We start from the raw sequence: 11,945 nt of genomic DNA, 5'->3' as shown, positions 1-11,945 counted from the left end.
TAGTCAGGGGGCGGTGTGGGAATTGCTGGCTGAAGCTCTTAGATGAACTTCTGGCCGGCCAGGAACTCGGCCAGCTGCTTGCCGCCCTCGCCCTCGTCCTTGACGATCGTGCCGGCGGTGCGCGCCGGACGCTGCGCCGCGGAGTCCACCGCGGTCCAGGCGCCCTCGAGGCCGACCTCGTCCGCCTCGATGTCGAGGTCGGACAGGTCCCAGGACTCCACCGGCTTCTTCTTGGCGGCCATGATGCCCTTGAAGGACGGGTAGCGGGCCTCGCCCGACTGGTCCGTCACGGAGACGACCGCCGGGAGGGAGGCCTCGAGCTGCTCGCTCGCGGTGTCGCCGTCGCGGCGGCCCGTCACGGTGCCGTCCTCGACGCTGACCTCGGAGAGCAGGGTCACCTGCGGGACGCCCAGGCGCTCGGCCAGCAGCGCCGGGAGGACGCCCATGGTGCCGTCGGTCGACGCCATGCCCGTGATGACCAGGTCGTAGCCGGCCTTCTCGATGGCCTTGGCCAGCACCAGGGAGGTGCCGATCACGTCGGTGCCGTGCAGGTCGTCGTCCTCGACGTGGACGGCCTTGTCGGCGCCCATGGACAGCGCCTTGCGCAGGGCGTCCTTGGCGTCCTCCGGACCCACCGTCAGGACGGTGATCTCGGCGTCGTCGGCGTCCTCGGCGATCTGCAGCGCCTGCTCGACGGCGTACTCGTCGAGCTCCGACAGCAGACCGTCGACGTCGTCGCGGTCCACCGTCAGGTCATCGGCGAAGTGCCGGTCGCCAGTGGCGTCGGGCACGTACTTCACACAGACAACGATCCTCAGGCTCACGCCGGCTCTCCTACCGCATCGTCTTGTTTCTGATACCGCCTTATGCAGGCAGCATAGGCGCCTTGTCGGGCGGATCCCGATCGGGGCGGCCCGCGCTCCGATCAGAATGTTACTCGCCAGTACATCGCGGGTCCTCCTCGGAGGCAAGGCCGCTGAACTGTGATCTGTCCAACGCCACCCCAACCCGCCCCAGCAGGGACGATTCAGTCACGCAGCGCGTTGAAGCGCCCCTGGTGGTACAGCAGCGGACGACCCTCTCCCGCCGGGTCCCCGACCACGGCCTCCGCGATGATCACCCGGTGCTCGCCGGCCGGCACCCGCGCCACCACCCGGCACACCAGCCACGCCAGTACGCCGTCCAGCAGCGGAACCCCGTGCGGGCCCCTCGACCAGCCGGTGCCGGGACCGAAACGATCCGCTCCGCTACGGGCGAACAGGCCCGCGAGTTCCCGCTGGTGCTCGCCGAGTATGTGCACGCCGAGGTGGTCGCAGTCGCGCAGGGCGGGCCAGGTGGACGAGCCGGTGCCGGTGGTGAACGACAGCAGCGGCGGATCGGCGGAGACCGAGTTGAGCGAGGTCGCCGTGAAGCCGACCGGCCGGTCCCCGTCGACCGAGGTGATCACGGCGACGCCCGCGGCGTGCTGCCGGAAGACCGAGCGCAGCAGCTCGGGCGAGCCGGGCCGGGCGGAGGCGAACGGGTCGGCGAAGGGTTCCGCGATCGGGTCCGCCGAACCGAGCCGGCCGACCGGACCGACCGGACCCGCGGGCTCCGCGGCCCCGCGCCGGACGGCGCCCTCGACCGGGCCGGGCTGCACCGGCAGACCGGGCTGCGGGGGCGGGCCGGGCCGCGGGGACGCGGCGATCTGGACCGTCGGGGCGGACTGGGCCGTGTAGGCCGTCATCGGGGGCCTTCCTTCTGCTGCACTGCCGCGGGGCGGCGGGCGCGAGCGCGTGGGTCATCGGGTCGGGGCGGGGTCGTTCAGTGAGCCCGACAGCGCGCACTCGCGTGACGGACGAGGTCCACGTGGACGCGCCCGTACAGGAGGAGTTCGTACCGCATGCCGCCAGCCTGGCGATCTCTGCTGTACACAGTCAAGCGGCGACGGGCAGATGCGAGGCGCGTCACGCTGTGTGCGGGCGCATGTACCGGCGCGCCGGTCACACCGCTGCGCCCAGTGCGGCGATCACGTCCGCCTTGCGCGGCATGCCCGCGGCACGCCGGACGATGCGGCCGACCGCGTCCAGGACGAGCACGGTCGGGGTCTTCTCGATACCGAGGGCCCGGACCAGGTCGAGGTTCCGCTCGGCGTCGATCTCGATGTGGGCGACGCCGTCGACCATTCCGGCCACCTCGGCCAGGATCCGCCGGGTGGCCCGACAGGGCTGGCAGAAGGCGCTGGAGAACTGCACCAGGCTCGCCCGCTCCCCCGGGTCCGCGCCCAGCTGGGCGGCGTCCAGCCGTACGGCGCCCACCCCCTGCCCCGCCGCGTCCGCCCGCACTCCCGCTCCCGCCGCCGTTGCCGTCGCCACTGTCCCCGTCGCTGTCACTCTCACCGCGCCCGCATCTCCGTGTTCGTATCCGTGCCCCTGCACGTCCCACTTCCCGCGTCGGGACGCCCGGAGGTCCGGAGGTCCGCCCGCCGTCACCGGTGGGAACCGCCTCCCTCATCATTGAAGTACGTTCGTACGGCGATCCGAGCACCCGCCGTACGCGCCGCATTCCCCGGATGATCCCCCGCGTGACGAGAATCTCCCCGGGTACGGGCGTCTGGGCTGGCCAGCAGCCCTGGAATACGGCACGATCCCCAGAGGCCGCGTACCTACGCAGCCGTAACTTACGGCCGGGAGAACCTCCCCAGGCAGAAAGCGGGGTCTCCCCCTCATGGCTGAGCTCGTCTACCCCCCGGTGATCGGCGCCGCGCACGCGCTGTTCCGGGCGCTGGACATCCGGATCGACATGAAGGGCACCGAGAACATCCCGCGCAAGGGCGGAGCGGTCCTGGTGTCGAACCACATCGGCTACCTGGACTTCATCTTCGCCGGCCTGACGGCCCGGCCGCAGAAGCGACTGGTGCGGTTCATGGCGAAGGAGTCGGTGTTCCGCCACAAGGTGTCGGGTCCGCTGATGCGCGCCATGAAGCACATCCCGGTGGACCGGGCGCAGGGTGAGACCGCCTACCAGCACGCCCTCGACTCGCTGCGCGCCGGCGAGATCATCGGGGTGTTCCCGGAGGCGACGATCTCCCAGTCGTTCACGCTCAAGAGCTTCAAGTCCGGTGCGGCGCGCATGGCGCAGGAGGCCGGCGTCCCGTTGATCCCCGTGGCCCTGTGGGGCACGCAGCGGCTGTGGACCAAGGGCAGGCCGCGCGACCTGAAGCGCAGCCACGTCCCGGTGACGCTGCGGGTGGGCGAGCCGATCGAGGCGCCGACCGACCAGTACGCCGGGGCGATCACGCGACGGCTGCGGGAGCGGGTGCAGGAGCTGCTGGAGGCCGCGCAGCGCGCCTACCCGGTGTCTCAGAAGGACGCCGAGGGCGCCTGGTGGCAGCCGGCGCACCTGGGCGGCTCGGCGCCGACGGCGGCCCAGGTCAAGGAAGCGGGCTGATCCGGTACCACCGGGTCGGGTGAAATCTCGGGCCCGTGCGGCTCCGTCCCCGCGACGGAACCGCACGGGCTTTCGCATGCCCTCCGGCGTCGGCCGCGACCGCCCGGCGCTACCGTCCGGCGCCGGGGGCCTCCGCCTCCGCGCGCTTGCGGCGGCGGTGGGCGGCGACGCGTTCGCGGGTGGCACAGGTGCCCGCGCAGTAGCGGCGGGCGCTACCGGGGCCGCCAGCGAGGAAGAGCCGGCCGCAGCCGGCGGCGGCGCAGGCGCCCCAGGCGATCCGGCCGTGCGCGGTGAGCAGTTGGGCGAGGGCCAGGGCGCCGGACGCCAGGAACCATTCGCCCCAGCCGGCCGCGTCGCCCCGGTCCACGTGCAGGTGCCAGGGGTGGCCGTCGTGCCGGGTCAGGCGGGGTCGGGTGGCGTACTGCGCGAACAGTGCGTTGAGGGCTTCCGCCGCCCGGTCCTCGTCCGGCTCGGCGAGGACCTCCGCCATCCGCCGGGCGGCGGCGCGCAGGTCGTCGGCGTCCTCCTCCGTGAAGGCGGCGGCCGTGAGGTGGGCGGGCTGCTCCCCGTGCCGGGCGAGAAGCGCGGTGAGGCCGTCCCGCGGGAGGCCGGGGTCGGCGCGGACCGCCTCGGCGAGGTCGAGGAGCCGGCGGGCGGCCGAGAAACCCTGCGCGGAGTCGGTCATGCCCGCGTCCTTTCGCCGTGCATCCGGTTCACGTAACGTCTTGTTCGGCTATGACGTTACAGAACTGGGGGCGGGATGGACGGGTCCGGGAAGCGCGGGTTCGGATCGGGCGTGTCCGGGCCGGGCGTGTTCGGGCGGTACCTGGCGGCGGCGCTGGCCGCGCGCTTCGCCTCCGAGGGCATGGGACTAGCGGTCGTCCTGCTCGCCCTGGAGCGCACCGGGAGCGCCTCGTACGGGGCGTTCGTACTGACGGCATGGCTGGCCCCGCACGTCCTGGCGGCCCCGCTCGCCGGTGTGGCCGCGGGTCGGGCCCGGCGTCCGCGGCTCTTCCACGTCGGCGCGCTGGCCGGGTTCACGGGCGCGGTGGCGGCGCTGGCCGGACTGCTGGGCCGGGCTCCGCTGCCGGCGGTGCTCGCGGTGGCGGTGGTCGGCGGCAGCTGCGGGCCGATGGTGACGGGCGGGATGTCCAGCCTGGTCGCGGGGCTGGTACCGGCGGGGGCTCGGCGGGACCGGGCGTACGGCTGGGACTCGACGACGTACAACGCCGCGGCGGTGCTGGCGCCGGCAGCGGTCGGCCTGGCCGCGGCCGCGGGTTCGGCGGCGCCCGCGATGGCGGTGCTGGCGCTGGCCGGCGCATCCGCGGCGGCACTGGCGGCGACGCTCCCGTTCGGCGGGAGCACCCCGGCGGGCGGTTCCCCGGCGACCGCCTCCCCCGCGGGCGGTTCCCCCTCGGCGGCTCCCCCGGCGCCGTCCGAGCCGAACCGTGCCGGGCTGGGAGGCGGGCTGGCGGCGCTGTGGCGGATCCGGGAGCTGCGGGCGATCACCGCGGCGACGACGCTGGCCTTCGTCGGCCTGGGGTCCCTCACCACGACCTCGGTGCTGCTGGCCGGGCGGCTCGGCAGTCCGGGCGCCGGGGGTGTGCTGATGACGGCGTTCGCGGTGGGTGCGCTGACGGGCTCGTTGACGCTGGGTCGGCTGGCGGGGTCGGAGCCGGGGCGGCTGGCGCGCCGGGCGATGGCGGGCACCGGGGTGGCGCTGGGCGCGGCCGCGTTCTCCCCGTCCCTCGCCGTGGCGGCGGTGCTGTTCGCCGCGGCCGGGGTGTGCGACGGGCCGTTGTTGACGGCCACCCTGCGGGTCCGGGCGGACCGCGCCCCGGAGGCGGTGCGGGCGCAGGTGTTCACGCTGGGGGCGGGGCTCAAGGTGACCGCGGCCTCGGCGGGCGCCGCCCTCGTGGGGCTGGCCGCCGACGTACCGCCGCAGCTGCTGCTGTCCGCGGTGGCCGTACTGGTCCTGGCATCGGCCCTGCTGCACCTGCTGCTGTCGCCGCGCGAGGCCGGGGCGTGCACGGCCGCCGTCACAGGGCCTGCGGCAGGTTCCGCCACAGCTGGGGCCGGTCGGCGGAGTCCCGGAGCGCGGTGAGCACGGCCGGGTGCGGGGCGGCGTACAGCTCGGGGTAGTCGGTCTCGCCGAGTTCCGGGCGGACGGGGAAGGCGAGGCGTTCGGCGCCGAGGGAGAAGCGTGCGTCGATGCCGGGCCCGTTGCCACGGGGGTCCTGGCGGGCCCAGGTGGCGGCGCCGGGCAGCCGGAGGGCGATCAGGCCGTGGACCAGGGGTTCACGGCCGTCGTCCTCGGTGAGCCGCTGGTAGCAGAGGCCGGCCGGGATGCCGCGGGCCCGCAGCAGGGCGACGAGGGCGTGGGACTTGGCGTGGCAGATGCCGTTGCGGGTGGCGAGGACGTCGGAGGCGCGCCAGGAGACGCGGTCGTCACCGGAGTCGGCGGAGTGGGGGATGGTGTCGCGGACGAAGGTGTAGGCCGCCTCGGCGTATGAACATGCGTCACCGTTGGCGGTCCAGAGGGCCTCGGCGGTCTCCTGGACGAGCGGGTGGTCATGGTCGACGACCTCGTCCGCGGCCAAGTACGCGGCTGGGTCTGGGTGGTTCGGGATCAGCTGCACGGCCCGGAGCATAGGGGTGCCCCCGACCGCAGTTCAATGAATTTGCGGTCGGGGGCATACCTATTCGCCTTAGCGGGCCATCTCTTCCTTCAGCGCCTGGAGGAAGCCGTCGACGTCCTCCTCGGCGGTGTCGAAGCCGCACATCCAGCGGACGTGGCCGGCGGCCTCGTCCCAGAAGTAGAAGCGGTAGCGCTGCTGCAGCCGCCGCGACACCTCGTGCGGGAGCTTGGCGAAGACCGCGTTGGCCTGGACCGGGTAGAGGATCTCCACCCCGTCGGTCTCGCGGACGCCGGCTGCCAGCCGCTGGGCCATCGCGTTGGCCTGGCGGGCGTTGCGCAGCCACAGGTCCTTGGCGAGCAGCGCCTCCAGCTGGACGGAGACGAAGCGCATCTTCGACGCGAGCTGCATCGACATCTTGCGGATGTGCTTCATCTGCCGGACCGCGTCCGGGTTGACCACGACCACGGCCTCGCCGAACATCATGCCGTTCTTGGTGCCGCCGTACGAGAGCACGTCGACGCCCACGGCGTTGGTGAACGTGCGCATCGGCACGTCGAGCGAGGCCGCCGCGTTGGCTATGCGGGCGCCGTCCAGGTGGACCTTCATGCCGAGCCCGTGGGCGTGCTCGCAGATCGCCCGGATCTCGTCCGGGGTGTAGACCGTGCCCAGCTCGGTGTTCTGGGTGATCGACACGACCTGCGGCATCGCCCGGTGCTCGTCCTCGAAGCCCCAGGCCTCCTGGTCGATGAGCTCGGGGGTGAGCTTGCCGTCCGGGGTGGGGACGGCCAGCAGCTTGAGGCCGGCCATCCGCTCCGGTGCGCCGCCCTCGTCCACGTTGATGTGGGCGGACTTGGCGCAGATCACGGCGCCCCAGCGGTCGGTCATGGCCTGGAGGGCCGTGACGTTCGCGCCGGTGCCGTTGAAGACCGGGAAGGCCTCCGCGTACGGGCCGAAGTGGCTGCGGATGATCTTCTGCAGGTGCTCGGTGTACTCGTCCTCGCCGTAGGCGACCTGGTGGCCGCCGTTGGCCAGGGCAAGGGCCTCCAGGATCTCCGGGTGGACCCCTGCGTAGTTGTCGCTCGCGAAACCGCGTACCGCCGGATCGTGGTGGCGGCGGGCATCGGTCTTCACGGTTGCGGAGTGAGCCACAGACGCTGTCCGTTCACATCGATGGCGGGCCGCTCCCACACGCCGGCGATGGCCTCGGCCAGCTCCTTGACGTCGGTGAAGCCCGCGAACTTCGCATTGGGGCGCTCCGCGCGCATCGCGTCGTGCACCAGTGCCTTGATCACCAGGATCGCAGCTGCGGCGCCCGGGCCCTCCTCGCCCCCCGCCTTGCGGAAGGAATCGGCCATGGCGAGCGTCCAGGCCTCGGCGGCCGCCTTGCCGGCGTTGTACGCGGCGTTGTTGGCGACGGGCTTGTGCGCGCCGGACTGGCTGACCAGGACATAGCGGCCCCGGTCGCTGCGCAGCAGGGCGTCGTGGAAGGCCATCGACGTGTGCTGGACGGTGCGGATGAGGAGCTTCTCCAGGAAGTCCCAGTCCCCGAGGTCGGTCTCGGTGAAGGAGGTGCTGCCGCGCCAGCCGCCGACGAGGTGGACGAGGCCGTCCACGCGCCCGAACTCCTTCTCGGTGCGCGCGGCCCAGTCCTTGGTCGCGTCGAGGTCGAGCAGGTCCACGGTGTCACCGGTGACGGTGGCGCCGCCGTGGGCGTAGCGGGCCGCGTCCACCGCCTCGGCCAGCCGCGCCGGGTCGGCGTCGGACGCGACGACCACGGCACCGGCCTCGGCGAGGCGGAGCAGCGCGGCGCGGCCGGCGGGGCCGCCGGCGCCGGCCACGGCGACGACGGCTCCCTTCAGGCTGCCGTTGGCGTTCCCGGTGTCGTTTCCGCTGTTCATCTGTGCAGCCTCCAGTGGGCGAGTGCTCACGCGGCGGCCCGCTCGGCCGTGTCGGACTTCGGGGCGGTGATGCCCTTGCAGGAGGCGATCACGGTCTTGAGCTTCTTGGCGAGGGCCTCATAGAACATGCTGAGCGGAAACTCGTCGGGAAGCACGTCGTCCACGAGCTTGCGCGGCGGCTGCGTCAGGTCCAGGGCGTCGGGGCCCTTCGCCCACTTGGAGCCCGGGTGCGGGGCGAGGTAGGTGGAGACCAGCTCGTAGGCCTTGAACCAGTGCACGAGCTTCGGGCGGTCGATGCCGGCCCGGTAGAGGTCCTCGATCTCGGCGCACAGCTGGTTGGTGACCTGCGGGGCGCGCATCCAGTCGATCTTCAGCTTGTTGTCCGTCCAGCGCACGACGTCGTGCTTGTGGAGGTACGCGAAGAGGAGCTGGCCACCGAGGCCGTCGTAGTTGCGGGTGCGGTCGCCGGACACCGGGAAGCGGAACATCCGGTCGAAGAGGACGGCGTACTGCACGTCACGGCCGTGCTCGTTGCCCTCGGACTCCAGCTTCACGGCCTCCTTGAAGGCGGTGAGGTCACAGCGCAGCTCCTCCAGGCCGTACATCCAGAACGGCTGGCGCTGCTTGATCATGAAGGGGTCGAACGGCAGGTCGCCGTGGCTGTGGGTCCGGTCGTGGACCATGTCCCACAGGACGAAGGCCTTCTCGCAGCGCTCCTGGTCCTCGACCATGCGGGCGATGTCCTCGGGCAGCTCGATGCCGAGGATGTCGACGGCGGCCTCGGTCACCTTGCGGTAGCGGGCGGCCTCGCGGTCGCAGAAGATACCGCCCCAGGTGAAGCGCTCGGGGGCCTCGCGGACGGCGATGGTCTCCGGGAAGAGCACCGCGGAGTGGGTGTCGTAGCCCGGGGTGAAGTCCTCGAAGGTGATGCCGAGGAACAGCGGGTTGTCGTAGCGGGTGCGCTCCAGTTCGGCAAGCCACTCCGGCCAGACCATCTTCAGGACGACGGCCTCGAAGTTCCGGTCGAGGTTGCCGTTCTGCGTGTACATGGGGAAGACGACCAGGTGCTGGAGGCCGTCGGCGCGGTGGGCGGCCGGGTGGAAGGCCATCAGCGAGTCGAGGAAGTCCGGCACGCCGAAGCCGTCCGCGACCCACTTGCGCAGGTCGGCGACGAGCGCCTTGTGGTAGTCGGTGGCGTGCGGCAGGAGCGGCGAGAGCTGCTCGACGGCGGCGGCCACGCGCTCGACGGCGGCCTCGACCTGCCCGGCGGAGGGCGCGCCCTCGGCCTCGAAGTCGATCGAGCCGTCCTTGGACTGCCAGGGGCGGATCTCCTCCACGGCGGCCTTGAGCTCGGGCCACGCCGGGTGGTCGACCACCCGCGCATCGGCGGTTATCGCGGCCCCGCCGGTACCCGGCACAAGAGTTTCCGTCATGTCACTTCCTCCACAGGAGAACCTCACGTAATGACAGCGTATGCATGTGAGGGTGTCCCGCTCAAGAGGTAGTCCAGGAAATTATTCGGCTGTACCCCTATCGAAACCGCAATTCTTCCCGCCGTCCACCGCTCGGGCGCGTGCTTCGCCGTCCTGTCAAGGCCCCCGGAGGCACGCCCACGCACGGGTGACGCGGCACGGGCCGCGGGCGGGGGAGCGGGGCCCGGGCCCCTGGCGGGAACCGGCCGCCGGGCGGATCCGGGGCCCTGCACGGGCGGTCCCATCGCGTCCGGGGCGCACTAGCATGCGTCCTCACCGCGCGCGGCCGGGCAGGGACGCCGCGACCGCGCGGGGAGCCGCCGTCGACGGAAGCGAGAGAACCTTGACTTTCCTCACCATCGGTCATCGCGGGGTCATGGGTGTCGAGCCGGAGAACACCCTGCGGTCGTTCCTGCGCGCGGAACGGACCGGGATGGACGCCATCGCACTGGACCTGCGCCTGAGCAAGGACGGTGTGCTGGTCGTCCTGCACGACGCGGAGGTCGACCGGACCACCGACGGCTCGGGCGCCGTCGCCGACCTGACCCTGGACGAGCTGCGCGGCCTGGACGCCGGGCAGGGCGAGCGCGTTCCGGTCCTCGAGGAGGTCCTGGACGCCGTACGGACGCCGTTGCAGGTGGCGGTCCAGGACGGGCCGACGGCCGTGGCACTGGCGGAGCTGGTCGCGGGCCGGGACCTGGCCGCGCGGGTGGAGGTGGCCTCGTTCCACGACGCGGTGCTCGCCGAGGCGGCCCGGCTCGCCCCCGGCGTGCGGACCGTCCTCCAGTCGGACCTGGGCGGGGACGCGGCCGAGGACGTCGTGGACCGGGCGCGGGCCGCGGGGGCGCGGACGCTCGCGCTGAACCTGCGCCGGCTGACCCTGGACACGGTGGTCGCGGCGCACCGGGCGGGGCTGCGGGTGACGGGCTGGACGGTCAACTCGCTGGAGCACCTGCGGCTGGCGCGGGCGCTCGAACTGGACGGGGTGGCCACCGACTTCCCCGAGATCCGCAGCACCGGCCGGTTCACGGCCTGACGGGTCCGGCTGCGGAGGCGGACCGGCGGGTGGACCCTTCCCACCGGCCCTCGCTTACAACCGGCCGTCCCTGACTCCTACAGGCCCTTGACCAGGAGTTCGAAGGCCAGGTCGTCGCGGAGCGGGACGCCGAAGCGCTCGTCGCCGTAGGGGAAGGGACTCAGCTCGCCGGTGCGGCGGTAACCGCGGCGCACGTAGTAGGCGATGAGCTCCTCCCGGACGTTCACCACCGTCATCCGCATCTCCCGGGCGCCCCAGGTATCCCGGGCCCGGCGCTCCGCCTCGGCGAGGACCTCCTTGCCGAGGCCGCCGCCCTGGAGCCCGGGGCGGACGGCGAACATCCCGAAGTACACGTGGTCCCCGCGGTGTTCGAGCTGGCAGCAGGCGACCATCTCGCCCGAACGCTCGACGACGAGCAGGATGCCGTCGGGGGCGTCGATGACGGCCCGCACCCCGTCCGGGTCGGTGCGCTGCCCGTCCAGGAAGTCCGCCTCCGTGGTCCAGCCGGCCCGGCTGGCGTCCCCGCGGTACGCCGACTCGACGAGCGCGACGAGGGCCGGCACGTCCGCTTCGACGGCGGTACGGAATTCCAGTGCGGCGGGCTGGGCGGTGGTCGACATCGGGGCTCCGTTCTGCTGTGCGCTCAGCGGCATATGACATGCCCGGTGCTGCACGGACAGCCTAACGCGGCCCTGCGTGCGGGCCCGTGGGCCGGGGCATCTGTTCACCGTGACGCCGTCGAACCGGGGGGTTCCCGCCGTGCACGGTCCCGCGATGTCCTCCTGGTCCTCTCCCGCCGCCCTTCCCGCCTGGCTGCTCGTCCTGCTGTGCGCGGTGAGCGGTGCGTACTGCCTGGGGCGCGCACGCAGAGGCGGCCGGCGGGCGCGCGGCGCGGCGGCGGGCGAGGCGCTGATGGGCCTCGGCACGGCGGCCATGGCCGCGCCGCCGGGCATCGGGCCGTGGGGGCCGGAGGTGCTGCTGGCGGTCTTCTGCGGGGCCGCGGTGCACGCGCTGTGGCTGCTGCGGGAGGGCCTGCACCACGCCCACCACCTGATCGGTTCGCTGGCGATGGCCTACATGGCGCTGACGATGGCCTCGGGCCACGGGAGGGGGGCGGCGGTCTGGGCGGGCCGTCCGCTCGTCACCGCCGTGCTCCTCGTGTACTTCGCGGGGTACGTCCTGCTGGGCGGGGCGCGGCTGGTGGCGGCGGGCCCGGCGGCTCCTGCGGCGGGCGCCGCGGGCGTGCCGGCGGTGGGCGGGGACGGGGGGGCGGCGGGGTCGGCGGAGCTGGCGCGGGCCTGCCGACTCGCCATGGGAATGGGGATGTTGGCGATGCTGCTCGGGATGTGACCGACCGTCGGAAAGCCCCGGGGAGGGGGCGGCCGGCGCCCCGCAGGGTGCCTGGAAACGTGTCCTGCGTCACCAATGGCGCGAGTGCGTACCCGAGGGTAGTCCGGCGCTCATAGGCTGG

At 73.0% G+C, this 11,945-nt stretch carries 13 protein-coding genes; 4 read left to right on the top strand and 9 right to left on the bottom strand.

Annotated elements, in window-relative coordinates:
• Positions 1-38: 38 nt before the first annotated feature.
• The 3 genes from ACSHWO_RS29725 to ACSHWO_RS29715 all read right to left on the bottom strand — a co-directional run bounded on the left by ACSHWO_RS29725 (position 39) and on the right by ACSHWO_RS29715 (position 2,324).
• Entirely contained in the window at positions 39-824 is a 786-nt protein-coding gene (locus ACSHWO_RS29725) for an electron transfer flavoprotein subunit beta/FixA family protein (protein ID WP_385814075.1), read from the bottom strand.
• A gap of 203 nt (positions 825-1,027) precedes the next feature.
• Positions 1,028-1,543 (bottom strand): flavin reductase family protein, encoded by a 516-nt coding sequence (locus tag ACSHWO_RS29720; RefSeq protein WP_361090465.1) that lies wholly within the window; start codon positions 1,541-1,543, stop codon positions 1,028-1,030.
• Positions 1,544-1,982: 439 nt separating this feature from the next.
• Positions 1,983-2,324: a thioredoxin family protein gene (locus ACSHWO_RS29715; protein ID WP_361089956.1), complete on the bottom strand. Its 342-nt coding sequence runs from the start codon at positions 2,322-2,324 to the stop codon at positions 1,983-1,985.
• A gap of 382 nt (positions 2,325-2,706) precedes the next feature.
• Here ACSHWO_RS29715 and ACSHWO_RS29710 point away from each other — a divergent pair, with 382 nt between their 5' ends.
• Positions 2,707-3,429, top strand: a complete 723-nt coding sequence (locus tag ACSHWO_RS29710) for a lysophospholipid acyltransferase family protein (RefSeq protein WP_361089953.1) — start codon at positions 2,707-2,709, stop codon at positions 3,427-3,429.
• A gap of 109 nt (positions 3,430-3,538) precedes the next feature.
• On the opposite strand, the gene ACSHWO_RS29705 is transcribed toward ACSHWO_RS29710, so the two are convergent.
• Entirely contained in the window at positions 3,539-4,114 is a 576-nt protein-coding gene (locus ACSHWO_RS29705) for a CGNR zinc finger domain-containing protein (protein WP_438316617.1), read from the bottom strand.
• Between the two features lie 111 nt (positions 4,115-4,225).
• Between ACSHWO_RS29705 and ACSHWO_RS29700 the strand changes: the two genes are divergently transcribed.
• Positions 4,226-5,533 carry an MFS transporter gene (locus ACSHWO_RS29700; protein ID WP_438316614.1) on the top strand — a complete coding sequence of 436 codons (1,308 nt, stop codon included), beginning with the start codon at positions 4,226-4,228 and terminating at the stop codon, positions 5,531-5,533.
• Here the strand turns inward: ACSHWO_RS29700 and ACSHWO_RS29695 are convergent.
• From ACSHWO_RS29695 to ACSHWO_RS29680, 4 genes are all read right to left on the bottom strand, one after another.
• Positions 5,469-6,068 (bottom strand): transglutaminase-like domain-containing protein, encoded by a 600-nt coding sequence (locus tag ACSHWO_RS29695; protein ID WP_438316611.1) that lies wholly within the window; start codon positions 6,066-6,068, stop codon positions 5,469-5,471. The two genes, ACSHWO_RS29700 and ACSHWO_RS29695, sit on opposite strands and share 65 nt — an antisense overlap.
• Positions 6,069-6,137: 69 nt before the next feature.
• Positions 6,138-7,199: a threonine aldolase family protein gene (locus ACSHWO_RS29690; protein ID WP_361089941.1), complete on the bottom strand. Its 1,062-nt coding sequence runs from the start codon at positions 7,197-7,199 to the stop codon at positions 6,138-6,140.
• Entirely contained in the window at positions 7,196-7,966 is a 771-nt protein-coding gene (locus tag ACSHWO_RS29685; RefSeq protein WP_361089938.1) for an SDR family NAD(P)-dependent oxidoreductase, read from the bottom strand. The genes ACSHWO_RS29690 and ACSHWO_RS29685 overlap by 4 nt, the downstream gene beginning before the upstream one ends.
• 26 nt (positions 7,967-7,992) lie before the next feature.
• Positions 7,993-9,399, bottom strand: a complete 1,407-nt coding sequence (locus tag ACSHWO_RS29680) for a DUF6421 family protein (protein WP_385814360.1) — start codon at positions 9,397-9,399, stop codon at positions 7,993-7,995.
• A 382-nt stretch (positions 9,400-9,781) separates the two neighbouring features.
• On the opposite strand from ACSHWO_RS29680, the gene ACSHWO_RS29675 reads away from it, so the two are divergent.
• Entirely contained in the window at positions 9,782-10,474 is a 693-nt protein-coding gene (locus tag ACSHWO_RS29675) for a glycerophosphodiester phosphodiesterase (protein ID WP_438316606.1), read from the top strand.
• A gap of 77 nt (positions 10,475-10,551) precedes the next feature.
• On the opposite strand, the gene ACSHWO_RS29670 is transcribed toward ACSHWO_RS29675, so the two are convergent.
• Positions 10,552-11,094 (bottom strand): GNAT family N-acetyltransferase, encoded by a 543-nt coding sequence (locus tag ACSHWO_RS29670; RefSeq protein WP_438316603.1) that lies wholly within the window; start codon positions 11,092-11,094, stop codon positions 10,552-10,554.
• Between the two features lie 154 nt (positions 11,095-11,248).
• Between ACSHWO_RS29670 and ACSHWO_RS29665 the strand changes: the two genes are divergently transcribed.
• Complete coding sequence (locus ACSHWO_RS29665) at positions 11,249-11,824, top strand: DUF5134 domain-containing protein (RefSeq protein ID WP_438316600.1); 576 nt, start codon at positions 11,249-11,251, stop codon at positions 11,822-11,824.
• Positions 11,825-11,945: the final 121 nt, after the last annotated feature.

It is taken from the genome of Streptomyces pallidus (ex Mingjun et al. 2026) (assembly GCF_051550185.1).
Lineage (GTDB): Bacteria > Actinomycetota > Actinomycetes > Streptomycetales > Streptomycetaceae > Streptomyces.
The sequence above is the reverse complement of the archived record's forward strand: the minus strand, read 5'-3'. Positions and strand labels throughout refer to the sequence as shown.

What these genes read in the sequence shown, in the direction of transcription:
- ACSHWO_RS29665 (WP_438316600.1), top strand. Translation starts at nt 11,249, where the DNA reads ATGTCCTCCTGGTCCTCTCCCGCCGCCCTTCCCGCCTGGCTGCTCGTC.
- ACSHWO_RS29710 (WP_361089953.1), top strand. Translation starts at nt 2,707, where the DNA reads ATGGCTGAGCTCGTCTACCCCCCGGTGATCGGCGCCGCGCACGCGCTG.
- ACSHWO_RS29705 (WP_438316617.1), bottom strand. Translation starts at nt 4,114, where the DNA reads ATGACCGACTCCGCGCAGGGTTTCTCGGCCGCCCGCCGGCTCCTCGAC.
- ACSHWO_RS29685 (WP_361089938.1), bottom strand. Translation starts at nt 7,966, where the DNA reads ATGAACAGCGGAAACGACACCGGGAACGCCAACGGCAGCCTGAAGGGA.
- ACSHWO_RS29680 (WP_385814360.1), bottom strand. Translation starts at nt 9,399, where the DNA reads ATGACGGAAACTCTTGTGCCGGGTACCGGCGGGGCCGCGATAACCGCC.
- ACSHWO_RS29670 (WP_438316603.1), bottom strand. Translation starts at nt 11,094, where the DNA reads ATGTCGACCACCGCCCAGCCCGCCGCACTGGAATTCCGTACCGCCGTC.